Genomic DNA, 20,203 nt, shown 5'->3' on the forward strand with positions numbered 1-20,203 from the left:
GTGCAAGGTGATTTCTTGGGCTAGGCACAGCACGATTGCCTAAGCTAGTTGCATGCTAAGTCGCTATTTACTGTTTATTTTCGGCTGGGTGCTTGGGATCATTGCATTACAGCAGCAAGCTGCTTTACCTGCTCTGGGCTGGGTGCTGACGATTGCTTTGCTGGCGCTGGGCTTACTTTTTTATTTGAATCGACGCCAGCCAAAGTCGGTTTTGCAATGGCTGGTGCTGCTGGTTTTGGCCTTCAGTTTGGGTTTTGCTTGGGCTAATTGGCGGGCGCAAATGCGGATGGCGCAGCGCATTCCGGCCGATTTAGTCGGTCAAACGCTGTGGATGTCGGGGTTTATTGCCGATTTACCGCAAGATTCGCGCTATGGGCCGCGCTTTATTTTTACCCCCGATGCGGATCCCAAGCGAGCGTGGCAGGTCGATAAAATTCAAGTCAACGCCAAAGGCGGGCCTTTTGGTGCGGGAGAGCGCTGGCGTTTGCAGCTCAAACTCAAACCGATTCATGGCGTGGTTAACTCAGCAGGCGTTGATTTAGAGGCATGGTTTTTACAGCAAAACATTGCTGCGATTGCCAGCATGAAGTCGGCGGAGCGTTTGCCAGGCTTTTCGGTTCGGGCGGCGGTGTTGCGGGTTCGCGCCGCACTGCGCGAACGTATTGAACACGCTTTGCAGGATGCGCCGTATCAAGGCGTGATTGTCGCGCTAACCATTGGCGATCAAGCGGGAATCCCCAAGCCACAGTGGCAACGATTTGCCCTGACGGGCATTACGCATTTAATTAGCATTTCGGGTTTACACATTACGATGCTGGCGGCGATGGGCATGGCATTAGTGCGGTATGGCTGGCGGCGCAGTGCGTATTTAACGCAAAGGCTGGCAGCGCAACGGGCGGCGTTAATCGCCGGTGTGTTGATCGCGTTAATTTATAGCGTGTTGGCGGGGATGAGTGTACCAACGCAGCGCACGGTATTAATGCTGTTGGTCGGCGCAGTGTGCATGTGGCGCGCTAGGCCGATGGCGATCAGCGCCATTTGGGCTACTGCTTTGGCGGTGGTGGTGCTGTTTGATCCGTTTGCCGTGCTCTCGGTGGGTTTTTGGCTGTCGTTTTTAGCGGTGGCGTATTTGCTTTGGGTGGGGGCCAATCGCATTGGGCACGAACCGGCGTGGCGTTTATGGTTGAGCACGCAGTGGGCGGCGACGTTGGCGTCGTTACCGATCTTGGTGCTGGTGTTTGGTCAGGTGCCATTGATGTCGCCGCTGGCCAACGCGTTGGCGATTCCTTTGGTGAGTGTCTTGATTACGCCTTTGGCTTTATTGGGTTTGCTCGATCCAACGGGAACGCTGCTACGCTGGGCTGAGGGCTTGTTTTCAATCTTAGATCGGCTATTGCAATGGCTATTAACTTGGCCGTGGCCAGCGCTAGAAATCAGTTCTCCTCCAATGGGTATATTGCCGATGGCCATGCTGGGTGTGGCTTTGCTGCTATTACCCCGAGGTATTCCGGCACGTTGGCTGGGCTGGGTGATGCTTTTGCCGCTGTTTTTTATGCCGCAGCCCAAGCTGGATGATGGGCAGTTTAAATTACAGGTGCTCGACGTGGATCAAGGCTTGAGTGTGTTGGTGCAAACGCGGCAACATGCTTTGCTGTTTGATACTGGGCGCGAAGCCAACGCCGAGCGCGTGATCTTGCCAGTGTTGCGTCAGGCGGGCATCACGCAGCTGGATACTTTATTGCTATCGCATAACGATAACGATCATATTGGCGGCGCGCCGATTTTGCTGGGGCAGGGCGATGCTGCGGCGTTGCCGATTCATTTGATTTTGCATAGTCTGCCAGAAAATCAGCCGATTTTAAGCAGTCAAGTGGCCCAGCAGCGCTGCCAAACGGGGCAGCGTTGGCACTGGGATGGGGTTGATTTTGAGGTGTTGTGGCTGCGCGCCGATTACGCGGCCAACAATGACAATGCGCGCGGTTGCGTATTGCGCATTCATAATCGTTGGCATAGTGCTTTAATTCCGGCGGATATTAGCCGCGTTGAAGAAGGGGAGCTGCTCGCTGCCGCTTTGCCGGCGACCGACATCGTGATTGCACCACATCACGGCAGTAAAAGCGCCTCATCGGATGCGTTTATTCAGGCTTTGCAGCCGCAATACACGGTATTTTCAGCGGGGTTTATGAATCAATTTCGCCATCCCCATCCCGAGGTATTAGCGCGATATGCCGCAGCAGGGGCAAGCATATTGCGGACGGATCAGGATGGATCATTACAATTTACTGTCGGCGAGCTGATTAATCTTCAGCGGCAGCGCGCCATCGCGCCGCGATATTGGTACACTGCGATTTATTCTGATCCCCAATCTGCTGCTGGAAACTTGCCATGACGATGTTGCTTTCTGCCTTGTATCGCTACCCACTGAAATCAGGCCGTGCCGAGGCGCTGAGCCAGAACCAGCTCGAGGAGCGCGGTTTGCCACAAGATCGAGAGTGGATGATTGCCAATGCGGCGGGCGTGCAAATCACGGCGCGGACTGAACCGCGGATTGTATTAATTTGTGCTGAAGTGACACCCGATGGCCTGTGGCTCAAAGCGCCGGGCATGGCGGATTTATTTGTCGCGCTGGCGCAGTTTAATGAGCTGCATCAGGCCGATGTTTGGGAGACTGAGTTTTTAGCACGGCGCGGGGCAGTCGATGCCGACGCGTGGTTGTCTGCATATTTAAATCAAAGCGTACATCTGATGTGGCTCGGTTTAGAGCCGCACCGACGCTTAAAAAATCATCCGGATGTGGCCATTAGCTTTGTCGATACTTATCCCTTATTAATCATTGGCGAAGGCTCATTGCAAGCGCTCAATGCGCGCGTTGGCCGTGAGTTGGCGATGCTGCGTTTTCGGCCTAATTTGGTGATCGCCAATAGCGCGCCGTTTGCTGAGGATACTTGGCAGCGGATTCGTATTGGCGAGGTGGAGATTGAATTGTCCAAACCGTGTGAGCGTTGTTTGATGACGACGCTGGACCCGGACACGGCCGAGCGAAGCCGCGATTCAGAACCGCTACGCAGTTTGGCGCAGTTTAGAAAAATGGGCGCTGCGGTGGTGTTTGGTCAGAATGCACGGGTGGTGCAAGGCGGCGCACTACAATTGGGTTTACCGGTAGCAGTGCTAAGCCATAAAAACGGCTAAGCGTTTGAGTAGACCGAAAAAATGAATAAGGAGTAGTCATGATTGAACGTCGATCGCTGCATATGGCGCTACAGGTGGCGGTTGTTACTGTCTTGTCATTTTACTTTGGCGTGCATTTTACGCAGTTTTTTCAGGGTGAATCGGCAGGAATTGGTGGCTTGTGGGCGGCAATTTCATCGATTGTGGTGTTGCAGGCGACGCAAAAAGCCACGATTGAATCGGCGTGGATGCGCACTTTAGGCACTTTGATTGGCGCGAGTATGAGTGCGCTGTATTTTCAGTTTTTCCCGTTTAGTTTGTTAGGCATGGGGGCGACAATTTTTGCCACGGTTTTATTGTGTGAAATACTGCATATTCCCGATAACGCCCGTTTGGCTTCGATTACTGTGTGCATCACCATGGTGATGGCCAGTATGCATCCATCGCTCAATCCCTATTTAAATTCAATATTACGGTTTAGCGAGTCGATGATTGGCATTGCCTTGTCGATGGCGGCGATTGTGTTGTGGCCAACGGATGCGGATGTGCAGGATAAAAAGTAAATTCAGTGCTTAAAGCCATCAATCCATCCTTGCTTTGCGAAGGCGGGTTTTGAGCAGCGAAAAAGTAGGCCTACGGCCACGCGAGCGCAGGCAAAGTGTAGTGTGTATACCGCATGCGAGTATCACGTACGAGGTAGTTTGTGCGTTGTGGTTCTGATTTAAATCAATTAATTACACCGGCATTCGGAGTAGGCTAAATGCATTGTAGTTCTACTATGAACCGAGGTATTGATCATGACAACGACTGCTTTTTTTATCCCAAGTGTGAATTTAATGGGCGCTGGTTGCTTACGCGATGCGGCGAAAACCATCCAAAGTTATGGCTTTAAAAAAGCGCTGATTGTGACGGATTTACCGCTCGTTCAAATTGGCGTGGTTAAGACCGTGACCGATTTATTAGACCAAGAAGGCGTTGCCAGCGTGGTGTTTGATGGGGTGCATCCCAATCCAACTACCGCCAATGTAGCGACCGGTTTGGCCATGCTGCAAGCCAATGGCTGTGACTGCGTGATTTCAGTCGGTGGCGGCTCGCCGCATGATTGCGCCAAAGGCATTGCATTGGTTGCGGTCAATGGCGGTGAGATTAAAGATTACGAGGGGTTCGATCGCTCGGCTAAACCACAATTGCCTTTAATTGCGATTAACACTACGGCCGGTACCGCCAGTGAAATGACGCGGTTTTGCATTATCACCGACGAAGCGCGACATGTAAAAATGGCGATTGTGGATAAGCACACTACGCCGATTTTGTCGGTGAATGATCCTGAATTGATGTTGCTTAAACCCGCCGGTTTAACCGCCGCCACGGGGATGGATGCTTTAACGCACGCGGTAGAGGCGTATGTATCGACCGCTGCCACGCCGATTACCGATGCCTGTGCGCTCAAAGCGGTTGAGATCGTTAGCCAATCATTACGCCAAGCGGTGCGTCACGGTGATGATATTGCGGCGCGTGAACAAATGGCGTATGCCCAATTTTTAGCCGGGATGGCATTTAATAATGCGTCGCTGGGTTATGTGCACGCCATGGCGCATCAATTGGGTGGTTTTTACGATTTACCGCATGGCGTTTGCAATGCAATCTTGTTGCCACATGTGCAAGCGTATAACAAGCAAGTGTGTGCTAAACGTTTGGGCGATATTGCACGGGCAATGGGCGAGAAGGTGGATGGCTTAAGTGATGACGCTGCCGCCGATGTTTGCCTTGCCGCGATCCGTCAATTGTCGGTTGATGTGGGTATTCCAACTGGCGTCGCGCAATTGGGGGCCAAGCTCGAAGACATTCCCACCTTGGCAACTAATGCATTAAAAGACGCGTGTGGTTTGACCAATCCAAAACAACCGACGTTTGAAGAAGTTTGCGAAATTTATCGCGCGGCGATGTAAAGCAAAAGGTGTAGTAAACAACGCCACATCGCTGTGGCGTTTTTTTTTGCTGAAAATTTAAACTTTTAAAGGATTGACGATTTTTGGCTACGAAGTAATACGCAATCTAAACTCCAGCGCCGCGTCGGTATCGCGACTAAAACCAGCAGCATTAAGCCCCATTCCAAATGGTCTTGCAGTGCCGAGGGGATCGTTTTGAGCACATGAAAATACGCCACCACCGCCATGCCATTGACTAGCAATAAGCCCAAGGCCGAGCTGCGAGTGAATAAACCGATGAGCAAAGTGATCGGCAAAATCAGCTCAGCAGCCGTGCCAAATATGGCGGCCAGAGTGGGGGACAATAGCGGCACATGATATTCCTCGGTAAATAAAAACAGCGTGGTAGGCCAATCTTGGATTTTGCTTAAGCCCGATAGCAAGAAAACTTTCGCTAAGTAAACCCGTAGCAATAAATCCGCCAGTGGGGCCAGTCGATTGAGAGACTGGGCTTTAATGCACGTAGAAATCAGCTTTTGCATCATATTGTCACTATCGTTAATTGATTGCACTGTAGTCGGCCAGTGCGCTAATTTCTTACGCTATCGATTAAATTAAATGCCGGAATATGTACTGGAGTGGCTAGACCAAGCTGGGAAGGCGCTGAAACTGCTAATTCGCGGGATGTTGACGTTGTTAAGCTCAAGTGTTGAGCATAAAAAAAGCCACCGATTCGGTGGCTTTTGGCAGCTTAAACGAGCAATTAAGCAGCGCGTTTTTTGAATTCGTTCGTGCGCGTGTCGATCTCGATTTTGTCGCCGATTTCGATAAAGGCCGCCACTGGCAATTCAAAGTCAGTGCCTTTGAGTTTGGCTGGCTTCATGACTTTACCTGAAGTGTCGCCACGAACCGCTGGCTCGGTGTATTCCACTTCACGAACAACCACGGTTGGCAATTCAACAGAAATCGCTTTGCCTTCGTAGAAAGTCACTTGGCATTGGTCTTCCATGCCATCAACGATCAAGCCACGAGTGTCGCCAAGATTGTCGGCTTCAACGTCGTGTTGGTTAAATTCTGCGTCCATGAAAATAAACATTGGATCAGCAAAATAAGAATACGTGCAGTCGAGTTTTTCTAAAGTCACAACGTCGAGTTTGTCATCGGCGCGGTAGACGACTTCAGAGCCTTGGTTTGATAGCAAACCTTTGGCTTTAACTTTAACAACCGATGAGTTACGGCCTGATTTGCTGTATTCAGTTTTTTGCACAACCCAAGGTTGACCATCAACTAAAATCACATTACCAGCGCGAACTTCTTGAGCAGTTTTGATTGCCATTTTTTTACATACCTAAAAGCAGATTAAATAGAACGGGTTTTAAGAGTGCGGCGATTTTGTCGGTGTGAACCAGAGCATCCGTTGATGCTTGGCTTTGCTACGGCCAAAAAACATCAATCGAGCCACGTACTTTTAAAACACGCTCGACACAATCGACTATTTTAACTTGGATTGGGTGAACTTGACCAGATTAGTCGCAAGATCTCCGTGTTCCGCTAGTCGAAAAGCCCAGTTTTTGGCGTGTTTTTGCAAGATGGCCTGTTGTTGGTAATAGGCCAACCAACTGGCCGCCACGTCGCCCCCTTGATTCCAGCACTGATAAAACGCAGTTAATGCCTCGGCACTTTGCGTGGGTAAGTCGGCGGTATACAGCGCCAAAAACGCCGCGAGTTTGTCTAAGTGTGTATTTTCACTTTGCGGGTAAATTTGCCACACCATCGGGATGCCTGCCCATTGGGCGCGAACAAAACTGTCTTCACCGCGAACGAAATTTAAATCGCAGCTCCACAAGAGTTGGTCGTAATCATCTTGGCTGAGCATCGGTAATATGGCGAGATGACACGCGCCGTATTGATAGACTTGCCCGACGTATAGCGCTGGCAGCTTCAGTAGCTGTGCGATCTGTGGCAATACCTTGCCGATTGGAATAAACAAATGAATCGGGGTCGGGCTGTCTTTTAGCGCGCTCAGCCAGTCGATTACGGCGGGGTTTTCGTAGGCAAATAAAGAAATAAACACGGTGTCGGCGGTTTCGGCGGGCAAAAGCGGTGCCAATTGGCGGCGCAATTGCTGGCTGTCACTGGCCTGCCATTGTGCTCGGCGGCTGAGCATGCTGCGCTCGGCGATGAGCCCGCCGGTGCGCTGGCTAAAGCCGGGAAAGAAAAAGTATTTATTTAAACCCATTTGCGGCGACGGCAGACCGTGGCAACCGGCCACCCAATCTTCGGCGCTTAAGTATTCTAAATTCAGCCAAATGGGCTTGCTTGGCCATTGCTGCATGTGCGCGAGGTAAGCACTGGGTAAATCGCAGCCAAAGGCTTCGATCACCACCTCGCTTGCGCTCGTTTCAATTGGCCATTGCTTGGGCCAATGTCGAATGCTCACCGTATCGAGCATCTGGATTGCTAAATCGGGCTGAATTTCTGGGCGAATTTGGGCAAAGCTCGCCAAATCGTCCACCCATAAAGTAACGGCAAGGTGATGCTCATTGGCCAATTGCCGTGCCAGACGCCAACACACGCCAATATCGCCAAAATTGTCGACCACGCGACAAAAAATGGTCCAAGTTTGCATGGGCTTTCCTTGTTATTGATATTGATTGGTTTTGGCGCAGAGCATCGCTTGCGCAGGGTTTAAAACAAACAAGGTCTCGTAGGAGAAATACAGCTCACTTAACGACAAACCCTGAAAACCTGACGCAGAGGCGCAGAGACGCGGAGGAAATTCAGGGTTTTGCAATTGATTTTCTCTGCGCCTTTGCGTCAAAAGTAACAGGAAAAAAATGCCGCTCACTTGGCTTAAGTGAACGGCATTAGCCTCGTAGGAGACCTTGTTTTTAAATTGCCGCCGGGATTTATTCGGCCTCTGCGCCGGCTGGTGTGGCCCATGGCAGCGGCACTTTAATGCCGTTGAGAATAAAGGCCCCTTTATTCAGTGAGGCAGTGGCGGCCAGTAATTGGCCATCGACGCGAATTAGATTTTGTTCGGCCAGCTTATTGATTTGTCCTTCAACAAATTGCCCCGCCAGAAAATCCAAATCGGCCATATTCACTTGGCTATCGGCGCCGCCAAATACATTGCGCGCTTGCCATAGTGCCATGGTTTCGACGACTTTACGTGGCACAGAAAAATCGGCTTTGGCGTTGATTTTATTGACCAAGTCGACCGGTTTGTCTAGGTCGGCGGCCACAAAGCCATTCAGGCCCACTTCACCGGTAAAGCGCAGCGCGCCTTCGGGGAGTTTGACTTCGAATTTTTTGATCGCCAATTGCGGATTGTTTTGCAATAAAGGCAGACCTTGGGTTTTGGCCAGATTGGTCAGCGCCGCCGTCAGTTGGTCACGATCGAGGTTTTGTTTTTGTAATAAGGTGAGCTCGTCACCAATTTTAGCTAAGGTTTTGCCGTGCAAATGATTCGCTTCGGCGATCAACACCGCAGGGCCGTAGGGTTGCTGATCCAACGTCAAGGTTTTGAGGTCGATCTTGGCGCTGGCATTAATAAATTCGCCGGCTTCTTTGATGTCACCGGCGTAAGCCAATTGATCGAGCTTGAGCTTGAACGGTGTGCCTTCGATGAGATTGAGATCGAGCTGACCGATTTGGGCGGTGGTGCTGCCGATCATTAAACCGCTGCTGCCACGCACTTGCGTAATGTTAAAACTAAAGTCTTTCAGGGCAAACTGGCCTTTGTTTTTGGCTTCGCCTTTCAGGCCTGGCGCATTGGCCAGCAGCGTCACGCGGTTAAAATCACCGCCGTAATCGAGGCTGGCGGTGAGGCCTTCCCAGTGCGCTTTAATGCCGGACAGGGCTTCTTCGTATTCAAACGCGGGAATGGATAAATTCACAATCCCATCGTCGTTAAAACTGATGCGATTTTCGATTTGAATCGGCTGTTGTTCGCCGAAAAATTTGCTTAAAAATTTCTGGGTATCGGGCGCAAACACAAATTTGGTGCTCACTGCAGCCTTATACGGCATGAAATTAAATTGGCTGAGTAAAGGCAGCGGGCCATGCTGGATATGATTGGTATACGTTACTGCAAAGGTTTGCAGCGGCTCGCCTTCTTGCTCAAGCATAAAGCGATACAATTCTGGACGCACTTGCAAGGTGGTGGTTTCAGTCGAGCTAAACCAACCGCGCTGATAGCTGTGCGATTTCACAATAAAATACGGTAAGTTAGCCAGCCAAGCATGTTGCTTTTGCATGGTCTGTTCTACGGCTTGGCCAGCGTAATAGCTACCCCCGACGTAGGCGATGGCAAGCGCGGCGAAGGTGAGGCTACTGGCCAAAACAACTTTACGTTTCACTGTGAGTTCCTTAAATACGGTAAAAGAGTCGGGCAGCGTACTGCCCGAACTCTAGACTTAAATACGACGAGCAAGTTCCTCGGCCGTACCCAGATAGGTGGCTGGCGTCAATACTTTGAGGCGATCTTTGGCGTCTTGTGGGATCGCTAGGCCGTCAATAAACACCGCCAGCGCTTCTTTGGTAATGCCGGTTTTGCCACGCGTTAACTCTTTGAGTTGTTCGTATGGGTTAGGCACACCGTAGCGGCGCATTACGGTTTGGATCGGCTCGGCCAATACTTCCCAATTGTTGTTTAAATCAAAAGCCATGGCATCGCGATTGGCCATTAATTTATTTAAGCCTTTGAGTGCCGCGACGTAGCCGAGCAAAGTGTAACCCATGCCGACGCCCATATTACGCAATACGGTCGAATCAGTCAGGTCACGCTGCCAGCGTGAGACAGGCAGTTTTTGGCTTAAATGGAACAACACCGCATTGGCCATCCCGAGGTTGCCTTCGGAGTTTTCAAAGTCAATTGGATTGACTTTGTGTGGCATGGTTGAAGAACCCACTTCGTTTTTGTTAACGCGTTGCTTGAAAAAGCCCAGAGAAATATAACCCCAGATGTCGCGATTCATATCGACCAAGATGGTGTTGGCGCGCGCGAAATTATCAAACAACTCGCTCATATAATCGTGCGGCTCGATTTGAATGGTGTAGGGATTAAAGTTAATCCCTAAGCTTTCGACAAAGCGGCAGCAAAAGCCTTCCCAATCAAAACCAGGGTAAGCCGACAAATGTGCATTGTAGTTGCCGACGGCGCCATTGAGCTTACCGAGTAATTCAACTTCGCTAATGCGCGACAATTGACGCTCTAAACGAAACGCCACATTAGCCATTTCTTTACCCATCGTCGTCGGCGTTGCTGGCTGACCGTGGGTGCGGCTCATCATTGGTGCATCAGCGAGCTCGTGAGCTAATTCTTTAAGCTTGGTGATGATTTCTGACAATTTAGGCAACATTACACTTTCACGCGCGCCTTTAAGCATCAAGGCGTGTGATAGATTGTTGATGTCTTCTGAGGTGCAGGCAAAGTGAATAAATTCACTGGCTGCCGAGACTTCGGCGTTGCCCGATAGGCGTTCTTTTAACCAGTATTCAACCGCTTTAACGTCGTGGTTGGTGGTGCGTTCAATGGTTTTGACTTCGAGTGCGTGTTCGGTATTGAATTGACTGACGACTGCGTCCAGTTCAGCAATGGTGGCAGCAGAAAAAGGCTTGATATCTTCAAGCGCAGCATCGCTGGCGAGGGCTTTGAGCCAAGCGACTTCAACGGTAACGCGGTTTTTGATCAATGCGTATTCGCTAAAATGAGCGCGTAAATCGGTCAATTGTTTTTCGTAGCGGCCATCAAGTGGTGAAAGTGCGGTGAGTGCTGAAAGTTCCATTATGCCAACCCGTCCGTAGGTCTTGGTCTATCAAAGCGCCGATTCTAACACAGTGGCTTGATTCGCTCACAGCCGTGCAGTGCGCAGCGACAGCTATTTTGTGGGTGGTTTGCACAGCAAATAATGGATTCGTGACAGGGTGAGTATTCGCATGAATAATGCGCTTGTCTTACAGTTTGACTGCTTTGTTGAAATAATCAGGATTTATTTGTAAGTCTTTGTTGTGTAACGAGCTGGCCGTTCGAGCTGGCCGTGATAAAACTCATGGAGAGAGTCAATGTCGAGCTATACCCATTTAAGCCCCGAATGGCAGCAATGGATTGTTGAGAATCTGGCGCGCGGTTGTCAGGCCCAAACCTTGGTGCAAACGATGATTGCCAAAGGCTTTGATGCCATGTTTGCCAATGCGATGGTGTTTCATTTTTCGTCTAATCTGGCGCAAACGCCGCCAGACGCCGCAGTCCCTACGCGCCAATTGCCTTAATCCATACGGGTATAGCCTGCACACCCATTGTTGTTAAATGCTGCAGGGCTATACCCAAACCAACCCAGCCAATCGTAAACCATCGCAACGTCAACGCGTTGTTTCTGGTTTTAAATGATGACCACGGCAAATTAAATTAAATCGGCATTGTTGTATGAAAGAAGATAAATGCAATGGCATATTGCTAATGAGAATGCTTCTTGATAACATACGAGAATGATTCTCGATAACAAATATTCTTTATGTCTGGTGGTGTTGGCCCATGCCGGCTTGCTGCATGGGGTGATGAGTACGCCAAGTCCCAGCCGCTTGCCAGAGCCGATCATGCTGCAAGCTGTGCCGCTCAGTCAGGGCGCGCCGGCGCCAGTGATGATGAAGCCTGCACCGGTCGTTCAAGCCAAGGCAGAGCCGACGGTGGTGAAAAAAGCCGCGCCTAAAGCCGCAGTAAAAACGGCGGTGGCGGTGGCTAAACCCAGCCGCGTTGCGCCAACGCCAGAGCGCAGCGCCACCATGACGGTGGCTGCCGCCGAAAAAACCACGCCAGCCACTGACAGCCAACATGCGGAGACCGCGCAAGCGGCCAGCCCTGCGCTGCCATCGAGCGCCGGTGCGCGTGGGCAAAGTACGGAAGTGGTCGATAGCGTGACTGAGCCGAGCTTTCATGCCAATTATTTAAACAATCCCAAACCACCGTACCCACCACAGTCTTTAGCTTTGGGTGAAAAAGGCGTAGTGATGCTCAGAGTACAAGTGAGCGCGACGGGCAGCGCCGAAGCGGTGAGTTTGCAGCAAAGCAGTGGTTATCCGCGCTTAGATCGGGTGGCGCAGGTGACTGTAACGCAATGGCGTTTTGTTCCGGCCAAACGCGGTCAGGATGCGGTGGCGGGAACGGTGATTGTGCCGGTGCATTTTTCTATTAAAAAGTCTTGAGGTTGATGATGGATTTGTCTTTGGTTTTGCATTCGGGTGACCCGATTTTGCAGTCGGTATTTGGTTTATTGGTGTTGATGTCGATTGTGAGTTGGGTGGTGATTGTGGCGCGCTCACGTTTGTTGTGGGTGATGAAGCGCCATCAGCAACGTTTTATGAATCAATTTTGGGACGCCAGTAATTGGCAAATCGCGCTTGATCTGGCGGCCAACAATCAATCGCCCGCCGCCAAATTGGCCACGACGGGCGCCGCTGGTTTGCAGCATTACCGCGCACACGAAGGCCGTGGTTTGGCCAAAGCGGTGTCACTCGATGATTATTTAGTGCGGCAATTGCGTACCGGTTTAAGTCAAGAAACCGCCAAGATGGAGCGCGGTTTAACTTGGCTGGCCACCACCGGTTCGGTGGCGCCTTTTATTGGTTTATTCGGCACGGTGTGGGGCATTTATAACGCCTTGGTCGGCATTGCCGCCAGCGGCAATGCGTCGCTCGCCACGGTGGCCGGGCCAATTGGTGAAGCTTTGGTGGCAACTGCCGCTGGTTTGGCGGTCGCGATTCCGGCAGTGGTGGCGTACAACGCGTTTATTCGTGCCAATCGCCGCTTTGGCCAAGAACTCGATGGTTTTACCCATGATTTGCACGCGCAATTATTAAGCGAAGTGAACTGATTGAGCGGACTGAACAGATGAAGACGCGGGTGCTGCAAGTTTCAATCCAGCGGATTTGAGCCCGCGCTGGCGATAAATAAAGGAGTGGATCATGGGGTTTGGTAGTTTTGGGCAGCAAGATGCCGCGCCAATGGCAGAAATCAATACCACGCCGTTGGTGGATGTGATGCTGGTGCTGCTGGTGGTGTTTATTGTCACCGCACCGGTGATGACGCATGCCGTCAAAGTGGAGTTGCCAAAGGCGACGGCCAGTGTGCAGCAGGTGGTCAAAACGCCGCTGCGTTTAACGCTCAAAGCCGATGGCAGTTTGCTCGATGAGCAAACCGTGCTCAATGCCGCGCAGTTAGACGCTAAATTGGCGGCGGTTTTTCAGGCTGATCCGCAAACTGAAGTGCATTTATATGCCGATAAAACCGTGCAGTACGAACGCATCGCGCAAACCATGGCCGCAGCGCAGCGTGCCGGATTAAGCAAAATTGGCTTAATGACCAATGGGCAAGGAGGTTGATTTGTCCTGTTAACTGAAGTTATTGCGTAAAGGTCAGTTGCCGCGTGCTTGCTGGCGCTAAATAGGCGCGAGTTAGGGCGCCGAGCTTGGGCTTTTACACCAACACTTACCCTCGTTTTGGCGGTTAACTCCGCCTTTTTTTTGTTCAAAAATTGATTAATAGAGATACCCATGCGAGATAAATCAGGCATTCGGCATTTTGCCAAATTCCCCGCAGCAGCCGCGTTGTTCAGCGCCGTTGCTGGCGGCGTTCATGCCAATGAGGCGGTATTAGCGCCGGTTGAAGTGAGTGCTGAAACCAGTCAAAATGGCACTTCTAATACGTATAACGCGCCAACCGTGAGTGTAGGCCGTATGCAGCAAGATACCCTTGATGTGCCGCAATCAGTCACCACCATTACCCAAGAATTAATGCACGATCAAGACGCCAATACGGTCAAAGAAGCGCTGCGCAATGCCGTCGGCGTGACTTTTAACGCTGCAGAAGGCGGCGCCAGTGGCGATGGGATTCGTATTCGTGGTTTTGGCGCTTCTAATGATTTATATCTCGATAGTTTCCGCGATGCGGCGCAATACAATCGCGACACCTTTTTTATTGATTCAGTCGAAGTATTACGCGGCCCCGCGTCGATGTTGTTTGGCCGTGGTTCAACCGGCGGAGTCGTCAATCAAGTGAGTAAAAAAGCCTTTAAAGGCGATTTAAACCAAGTGACCACCACTTTGGGAACCGATGCGTATTACCGCGCCGAAGGCGATTTTAATAAAGCCATTAACGACAACACCGCCATTCGCTTGAATGTCATGGGGCAAAAAGCCGATAGTTTCCGCGATGGCGCCGAGATGAATCGTTGGGGCGTCGCGCCGACGGTGACCTTTGGGATTGGCGAGCCAACTCAGCTTAGCGTGATGTATTTGCATTACGAAGAAAATAACGTCCCCGATTATGGCGTGCCGTATTACCGTAAAGCGGCGTCGATTCATGGTACCGATCAGCCGATTGGCAATGTCGATCAATTTTATGGCTTACGCGACTTTGATTCAGAAGACACCGTGGCCGATATGCTGAGTTTGAATTTTCAGCATCAAATTACGCCTAATTTATTGCTAAAAAACGGCACGCGTTTGGGTAAATATCAACTTGATTTACGCGCCAGCGCACCGGGCTTGCAATTTGCCAGCCCTTCTGACGCTTTAAGCGACAGCACTAAGGTCACCCGTGGCCGTAAATTGCGGATGCGCGATCAAGAAATTATCTCCAATCAAACCGATGTGTTGTGGGATGTAGAAACCGGCACCATCCGCCACAGCATTTTGGCGGGGATGGAATTAACGCGCGAAAAACTCACCAGCACGGGCCGCATGCAGTTAGATCTCACCGGCACGGCTAAACCCAATGACGCTGGTTTAAGACCTTGCATTATGCCGTCGACCACCGTGGGCAATCCAAGTTTAGGCGGTGCGCCCAATTGCAGCGCACCGGTCAATACCGTGGCCGCGCATTCAACAGCCGATACAGTGGCGTTTTACTTGCAAGACATGATTGATTTAACCCCGCACTGGAAAGTGTTACTCGGCGCGCGTTACGATCATTTCAAAGCTGAAACCACCAATGAATCCTTCACCAAATTGGATGCTGCGCCCAATACTGGCCGCACTGATAATGTATGGAGCTGGCGCACTGGCTTGATTTATCAGCCGACTGCGGTGCAATCGTATTATGTGTCGTACGGCACGTCGTTTAATCCATCGGCTGAAGCGTATTCAACCGACCCAAAGAGCGCGCTGACCGATCCAGAAAAAAACGCCAACTACGAAATTGGTGCCAAGTTTAATTTGTACGACGGTCGTTTGGCTTTGCGCACGGCGATTTTCCGTACCGAAAAAACCAATGAACGCCAAACTGACATTGAGCCCGGTGTCGTGAAGCCGTATTTGCTGTCAGGTCGCCGTTATACCGACGGGATTGAGCTCGAAGCCGCTGGGCAGTTGAGCGCCGATTGGCAAATCTTTGCCGGTGTGGCGTTGATGGATCCGGTGATTGCCGAGATTACCAATCCACAACGCAAGTACCAAGAGGGCAATATGCCGGACAATGCGCCGCGCTATACCGCCAATTTGTGGACTACGTATCAAATCGACGGCAATTGGAAAGTCGGTGGCGGCTTTAACGCCATGGGCAAGCGCTACACCAATTTGGATAATATCGTGAACCTGCCAGGCTATGTGCGTTGGGATGCGATGGCTGAATGGAGTCACCGTGATGTCAGCGTGCAGCTCAATGTGTACAACTTATTTGATACCGACCATTACGAAGGTTTGTATCAAGGCTTCACTTTACCGGGTACTAAGCGTTCTGCCCGTTTGAGCGCCAGCTATAAGTTTAATTAAGTCGTAAAACCAAGACAGCAAAGTCCACATCAGTCCAAATCATGGATGCGGGGCTTTGCTGTTGCTGGTTTTTAGTTGGTGTTCCGATTTTGGGTTGATGCTGTGTCGCGCTAGTTGGGCTGGGGCTTAAAACCCGTTCAAGCACACCGAGCACGAAGGGAGACGAACGGCTTCATTGTTCGGCTCACGCCACGCGAGGGAACCGCGGAGCGGGGTGCGCTCGGGTCGCCTTTCTTTTCCCCTTTTCTTTGGCGAGACAAAGAAAAGGGGTCCCCGTCGCGGACTGCGACTGTAAACACCTGTGCCGTAGGCACTTAAACCCATTGGCCAGTCTTGTTGCGCTTTTGCTTGATGTTTGAAATTTGAAATCTGGAGTTTTGTATGTTGTTACACATCCCCGCAGTACTTGATTTGGCAACCGTCAAAGCCTGCCGTGAGCGCTTGGATCAAGCCGATTGGTTGGATGGGCGAATTACCGCTGGCAGTCAGTCGGCTAAAGTCAAAAACAATCAGCAATTGGCCAATGATGAAGCCAATGCCGTGGCGGTGCGGGCGGTGATTTTGGCGGCGCTGGCGAACAATGATTTGTTTTTTTCTGCCGCTTTACCCAAGCGAATTTTTCCACCGTTATTTAATCGCTATGGCCAAGGCATGGACTTTGGTATGCACGTTGATAACGCCATGCGCCGTATTACCGACACCGGCGAATGGGTGCGATCGGACTTATCGGCAACGTTGTTTTTTTCTGATCCGGATGAATACGATGGCGGTGAATTGGTGATTGAAGACACCTATGGCGTACACGAAGTCAAACTCGCAGCCGGTGATATGGTGCTGTATCCATCGAGTAGTTTGCACCGCGTTGAGCCGATTACCCGAGGCCATCGCGTGGCGTCGTTTATGTGGCTGCAAAGTATGATTAAAGACGGTACTGAGCGCGGCTTATTGTTTGATTTGGATCGTAATATTCGTCAGTTACGTCAAGATATGGGCGACACGGAAACGGCGATTTCAATGACTGGGATTTATCATAATTTGTTACGAAAATGGGGCGACATTTAAAATTACCACGCTAAACGGTCGCAATTACATTGAATTTTTTGGCTTTAGCCGCATCTATACAGATTATTTATAATTTGGATTGATTCATGGAAGTGTTCATGCTGCTGGGGCTGATTTTGCTAAACGGCCTATTTGCAATGTCAGAGTTGGCCTTAGTCAGCTCACGCAAAGCGCGGCTCAGTAAAATGGCAGAGGCGGGAAATAAAGGCGCTGCAGCGGCTTTAAAGCTGGCCGATGAACCGACTAAATTCATGTCTACGGTGCAAATTGGCATTACTTCGATTGGGGTGTTAAGCGGTATTGTTGGTGAATCGGTGTTGGCCGAACCGTTTGCCCTGTGGCTCATCCAATCGGGCATGCGCCCAGAATTGAGCACCACCGTCGCCACGGTATTGGTGGTGATGTCGGTGACGTATTTCTCGATCGTGTTTGGTGAATTAGTCCCAAAGCGACTTGGACAAATCAGCCCAGAAAAAATTGCCTGCTTAATCGCTCGGCCGATTCAGTTTTTAGCGTTGATTTCACGCCCCTTTGTGCGCTTACTCACTGGCTCAACCAAAGGCGTCTTGACCTTGCTAGGGGCCGATCAAAATACCCAACAAAGCGTGACGCAAGATGAAATCGACGCCGTGTTACACGAAGGCTCGGCGGCCGGTTTGATCGAAGAGCACGAGCACACCATGATGAAAAATGTGCTGCGTTTGGACGATAGAAAAGTGGCGTCTTTAATGGTGCCGCGCTCAGAAATGGTGGTGCTCGATTTAGATCATTCAGTCGCACAAAATATGGCGATGGTGTCTGAGGCGCGTTATTCACGCTTTCCAGTGTGCCAAAATGGGTTAGATAATTTACTCGGTATTTTAAGTGCCAAAGACATTTTGCAAAAAATGCTCAAAGGCGAATCGATTGATTTATCCAGTAATTTACAGCCTTGTGTGTTCGTTCCAGAAACGCTGAGCGGCCTAGAGCTACTTGATCAAATGCGCACCTCGGGCGTTGAAATGGTCTTTTTGATCGATGAATACGGCGAAGTACAAGGCTTGGTCACATTACAAGACGTACTTGAAGTATTGACCGGTGAATTTACTACCGACGACAGCAGTGATGCGTGGGCAGTGCAGCGGGTGGATGGCTCGTGGTTGCTCGATGGTTTGATCCCGATTCCAGAGCTTAAAGATCGCTTGGCCTTGCCGACGGTGCCGGATGAAGAAAAAGGCAGTTACCACACCTTAAGCGGTTTGGTGATGCTGCTGTTGGGGCAAATGCCCAGAACCGGTGATATTGCGCAATGGGAAAACTGGCAGTTTGAAGTGGTGGATATGGATGGTCGCCGTATCGATAAAATCCTCGCCACCGAAAAACCAGCAATGCCGATTGACGTGATCAGCAGAAACAGTGATGGCTAGGGTATTGCTGTGTTTAGCTTGTAAATCAAAACCTACATAGATATACCTACTGCTTGTTGTGCTGGTTTTGCAATACAGTCTTGGATTGAAGCTGCATTGTTTTGCTCAACGATCAATGCCGCTGCGCAACTTGCGTAGCGGCTTTTTTAATTTTGCGATGCGTCTCAACATGGCCTTGCGTTGCCATTGGCAAAGTCAAACCACGATGTTTTTCATCTTGTTTTGCCCTCACTTGGTATCATGCACGACACATTCTTTGATTAAGGCCTGCTATGCCCTTTAGCGTTTTGGGTTTATCGCCCGCTCTGACCCTTGCTGCCAGCAAAAAAAAATTCCTTCAGCCTACGCCGATTCAAGCGGCGGCCATTCCGGCGATTTTACGCGGCGAGGACGTGCTGGCGCAGGCGGCGACCGGATCGGGTAAAACCGCCGCTTTTGCTTTGCCTTTATTGCAACTGGTGCAAGGCGCTGGGCGTAAGGTGTTGATTTTGGTGCCAACGCGTGAGCTGGCGATGCAAGTAGGGCAAGAAATCAAATCACTGGTACAAATGCTCGCCACGCCGATGAAAGTCGTTGCGGTATTTGGTGGCGTGTCGATCAATCCACAAATGATGCAATTGCGCGGCCGCGCCGATGTGTTGGTGGCCACGCCGGGGCGTTTGCTCGATTTAATCGGGCAAAATGCGATTAAGCCCGAAGTCTTTACCACGTTGGTGCTCGATGAAGCCGATCGCTTGCTGGATATGGGTTTTAGCGAAGAAATCAATCGCATTTTGGCCTTGCTACCCAGCCAGAGACAAAATTTATTATTCTCGGCAACCTTTCCAAGCAATGTCAATGCGCTGGCCGAGGCGATTTTGCAGCAGCCAACGCGAATTTTTATTGAAAACAATGCTGAAAATCGCCCAGATATTTTGCAGCGTGCGATTGTGGTGGATGAAGCGCAGCGTGCGGATTTATTGGTGCAGTTGATTTTAGACAGTGGCGACGCGCGGGCCTTGGTGTTTGTGGCGTCGAAAAATATCGCCGAACAATTGGCGCGCTATTTAGCCAGCGCCGGGATTAAAGCCGCGCCGTTTCATGGTGAATTTAGCCAAGGTCGGCGTAGCCAAGTCTTGGCCGAATTTAAATCCAGTAATTTGCAAGTGGTGGTGGCAACCGATTTAGCGGGGCGCGGCATTGATATTGACGACTTGCCGTGCGTGATTAATTTTGACTTACCGCGCTCGCCCGCCGATTACACCCATCGTATTGGCCGCACTGCCCGCGCCGGTGGCAGTGGGGTGGCGATGAGCTTGGTGACGCCGCACAGTGAGGCGCATTTTAGATTGCTGGAAAAACGCCTTGAAATGCGAATTTCACGCGAACACATCGACGGCTTTATCGCGCAAGAGCAAGCTGTTGCCGGTTCAGCTGAGGGCGGGATTAAAGGCACTCGAATGAGTAAAAAAGATAAATTACGCGCCGCAGCCGCCAGAGCACAGCAAGAAGGCGATGAAGCAGATTCAAACTGACCGTAGTGTGTTGGGGAGTTTTAGGCTGAAAATAAAGCACCGACAGTCCAATTAAATCGCACCGTTGAGCGCTATTTAGTCCGACTTCAATCGGTGAGCGCGCTATAGCTTAAAACTGGCTCAATAGATAAAGGAGTAGGACGATGAAAATCTGCTTAATGCTCGCCTTGGCGTTGACTTTTGCCGTGAGCGCAGTCCGCGCCGCTGAAATGGAATACGCCGCGCCGTCGGCCGCCGAGCAAGCCAATGAAGCGGCTAAACACGCCGGTTCAATGGGCAGTTAAACTGCCGCTACGGTTCACGTTAACGCATTGCGTCTTAAATCAACAACAGAGCACCTTCGGGTGCTCTTTTTTTA

General features: G+C 50.7%; 18 protein-coding genes. 13 read left to right on the top strand and 5 right to left on the bottom strand.

The annotated features are described in order from the left end of the window. Positions 1–52: 52 nt before the first annotated feature. The 4 genes from LG219_RS05915 to yiaY all read left to right on the top strand — a co-directional run bounded on the left by LG219_RS05915 (position 53) and on the right by yiaY (position 5,117). Positions 53–2,389: a DNA internalization-related competence protein ComEC/Rec2 gene (locus LG219_RS05915; RefSeq protein ID WP_226763607.1), complete on the top strand. Its 2,337-nt coding sequence runs from the start codon at positions 53–55 to the stop codon at positions 2,387–2,389. Next, positions 2,386–3,189: an MOSC domain-containing protein gene (locus LG219_RS05920; RefSeq protein ID WP_226763608.1), complete on the top strand. Its 804-nt coding sequence runs from the start codon at positions 2,386–2,388 to the stop codon at positions 3,187–3,189. The genes LG219_RS05915 and LG219_RS05920 overlap by 4 nt, the downstream gene beginning before the upstream one ends. A 38-nt stretch (positions 3,190–3,227) precedes the next feature. Then, positions 3,228–3,731, top strand: a complete 504-nt coding sequence (locus LG219_RS05925) for an FUSC family protein (protein ID WP_226763609.1) — start codon at positions 3,228–3,230, stop codon at positions 3,729–3,731. Between the two features lie 234 nt (positions 3,732–3,965). Then, a complete protein-coding gene (gene yiaY, locus LG219_RS05930) occupies positions 3,966–5,117 on the top strand; it encodes an L-threonine dehydrogenase (RefSeq protein WP_226763610.1) in 1,152 nt (383 codons plus the stop codon). 65 nt (positions 5,118–5,182) lie between these two features. Here yiaY and LG219_RS05935 read toward each other — a convergent pair whose 3' ends face one another. The 5 genes from LG219_RS05935 to purB form a co-directional block, all read right to left on the bottom strand. After that, positions 5,183–5,641, bottom strand: a complete 459-nt coding sequence (locus tag LG219_RS05935) for a DoxX family protein (RefSeq protein ID WP_226763611.1) — start codon at positions 5,639–5,641, stop codon at positions 5,183–5,185. 218 nt (positions 5,642–5,859) lie between these two features. Continuing rightward, on the bottom strand, positions 5,860–6,426 hold the full coding sequence (locus LG219_RS05940; protein WP_226763678.1) for an elongation factor P: 567 nt from the start codon (positions 6,424–6,426) through the stop codon (positions 5,860–5,862). A gap of 162 nt (positions 6,427–6,588) precedes the next feature. Continuing rightward, complete coding sequence (gene earP / locus LG219_RS05945; RefSeq protein ID WP_226763612.1) at positions 6,589–7,725, bottom strand: elongation factor P maturation arginine rhamnosyltransferase EarP; 1,137 nt, start codon at positions 7,723–7,725, stop codon at positions 6,589–6,591. Between the two features lie 280 nt (positions 7,726–8,005). Next, positions 8,006–9,457 carry a YdgA family protein gene (locus LG219_RS05950; protein WP_226763613.1) on the bottom strand — a complete coding sequence of 484 codons (1,452 nt, stop codon included), beginning with the start codon at positions 9,455–9,457 and terminating at the stop codon, positions 8,006–8,008. 57 nt (positions 9,458–9,514) lie between these two features. Continuing rightward, a complete protein-coding gene (gene purB, locus LG219_RS05955) occupies positions 9,515–10,885 on the bottom strand; it encodes an adenylosuccinate lyase (protein ID WP_226763614.1) in 1,371 nt (456 codons plus the stop codon). A 277-nt stretch (positions 10,886–11,162) separates the two neighbouring features. Here purB and LG219_RS05960 point away from each other — a divergent pair, with 277 nt between their 5' ends. From LG219_RS05960 to LG219_RS06000, 9 genes are all read left to right on the top strand, one after another. Continuing rightward, on the top strand, positions 11,163–11,369 hold the full coding sequence (locus tag LG219_RS05960) for a hypothetical protein (protein WP_226763615.1): 207 nt from the start codon (positions 11,163–11,165) through the stop codon (positions 11,367–11,369). A gap of 216 nt (positions 11,370–11,585) precedes the next feature. Further along, entirely contained in the window at positions 11,586–12,299 is a 714-nt protein-coding gene (locus LG219_RS05965) for an energy transducer TonB (RefSeq protein WP_226763616.1), read from the top strand. Between the two features lie 5 nt (positions 12,300–12,304). Then, positions 12,305–12,967 carry a MotA/TolQ/ExbB proton channel family protein gene (locus tag LG219_RS05970; RefSeq protein WP_226763617.1) on the top strand — a complete coding sequence of 221 codons (663 nt, stop codon included), beginning with the start codon at positions 12,305–12,307 and terminating at the stop codon, positions 12,965–12,967. 91 nt (positions 12,968–13,058) lie between these two features. Beyond that, a complete protein-coding gene (locus tag LG219_RS05975) occupies positions 13,059–13,475 on the top strand; it encodes an ExbD/TolR family protein (RefSeq protein WP_226763618.1) in 417 nt (138 codons plus the stop codon). A 171-nt stretch (positions 13,476–13,646) separates the two neighbouring features. After that, a complete protein-coding gene (locus tag LG219_RS05980; protein ID WP_226763619.1) occupies positions 13,647–15,863 on the top strand; it encodes a TonB-dependent receptor in 2,217 nt (738 codons plus the stop codon). 381 nt (positions 15,864–16,244) lie between these two features. Continuing rightward, positions 16,245–16,925, top strand: a complete 681-nt coding sequence (locus LG219_RS05985) for a Fe2+-dependent dioxygenase (RefSeq protein WP_226763620.1) — start codon at positions 16,245–16,247, stop codon at positions 16,923–16,925. 86 nt (positions 16,926–17,011) lie between these two features. After that, positions 17,012–18,331: a hemolysin family protein gene (locus LG219_RS05990; protein ID WP_226763621.1), complete on the top strand. Its 1,320-nt coding sequence runs from the start codon at positions 17,012–17,014 to the stop codon at positions 18,329–18,331. Positions 18,332–18,603: 272 nt separating this feature from the next. Beyond that, entirely contained in the window at positions 18,604–19,845 is a 1,242-nt protein-coding gene (locus tag LG219_RS05995) for a DEAD/DEAH box helicase (protein ID WP_226763622.1), read from the top strand. Between the two features lie 143 nt (positions 19,846–19,988). After that, positions 19,989–20,129, top strand: coding sequence for a hypothetical protein (locus LG219_RS06000; RefSeq protein ID WP_226763623.1), 141 nt, complete (start codon positions 19,989–19,991; stop codon positions 20,127–20,129). Positions 20,130–20,203: the final 74 nt, after the last annotated feature.

Source organism: Deefgea salmonis (assembly GCF_020531905.1).
GTDB classification, from domain to species: Bacteria; Pseudomonadota; Gammaproteobacteria; order Burkholderiales; family Chitinibacteraceae; genus Deefgea; species Deefgea salmonis.